The organism is Rhizobium sp. UFLA01-1127 (assembly GCF_059803845.1).
The window spans coordinates 1-684 of record NZ_JAUQTZ010000314.1; the positions used below are offsets into that span (position 1 = coordinate 1).

Below are 684 nucleotides of genomic sequence, written 5' to 3' on the forward strand. Positions count from 1 at the left end.
TCGCGCATCGGTGCGCTCTACGACATCGAAGATCGCATCCGTGGCATGCTGCCCGACGAGCGGCGGGCGCTTCGGCAGGAACATGCCAGGCCCATCATGAGGAACTTGAAGGCCTGGATCGAGGATACGCTTCCGACGATACCGCAGAAACAGAAGCTGGCGGAAGCAATGCGTTACGCCCTCTCGCGGTGGGCGGCGCTGAGCGTCTACATCGATGACGGACGCGTCGAGATCGATAACAACATAGCTGAGCGAGCGATGCGTCCGCTCGGACTCGGCAGAAAAAACTGGTTATTCGCAGGCTCGGACAATGGTGGCGATCGCATCGCCAATATATTGACAATCATCGAAACGGTCAAACTCCATGGCCATAATCCGGAGGTCTATCTGACGGACGTTCTGACCAGGATTCAGGATCATCCTGCGGATCGCCTTGAGGAGTTGCTGCCGTGGAACTGGGTGCCGACGGCGGCAATCACCCGCGCCGAGGCCGCCTGATGGCCCGCTCGACCCGCGTATACACGATCAAAGCCGTCGCGGACCTCATCGACGAGGATATGGAGCTGCTCGAAGAGATCACGTACAATTCCGACAACATCGACTACGGCGAGATGATCCACATAGACGACGGGTCCGAAGATGGCATGACCGGATTTACAGACCGCGGCATCGAATGCATAGAGG

1 protein-coding gene and 1 pseudogene are annotated in these 684 nt (G+C 58.3%); both read left to right on the forward strand.

Features of this window, described 5'->3' with window-relative positions:
- The coding region (locus Q4Q11_RS31970) for an IS66 family transposase (RefSeq protein ID WP_498571999.1) at nucleotides 1–498 on the forward strand (498 nt) is incomplete at its 5' end.
- Nucleotides 450–684: pseudogene (locus Q4Q11_RS31975) on the forward strand (hypothetical protein); the annotation flags it as partial. The gene Q4Q11_RS31970 and the pseudogene Q4Q11_RS31975, both read left to right, overlap by 49 nt.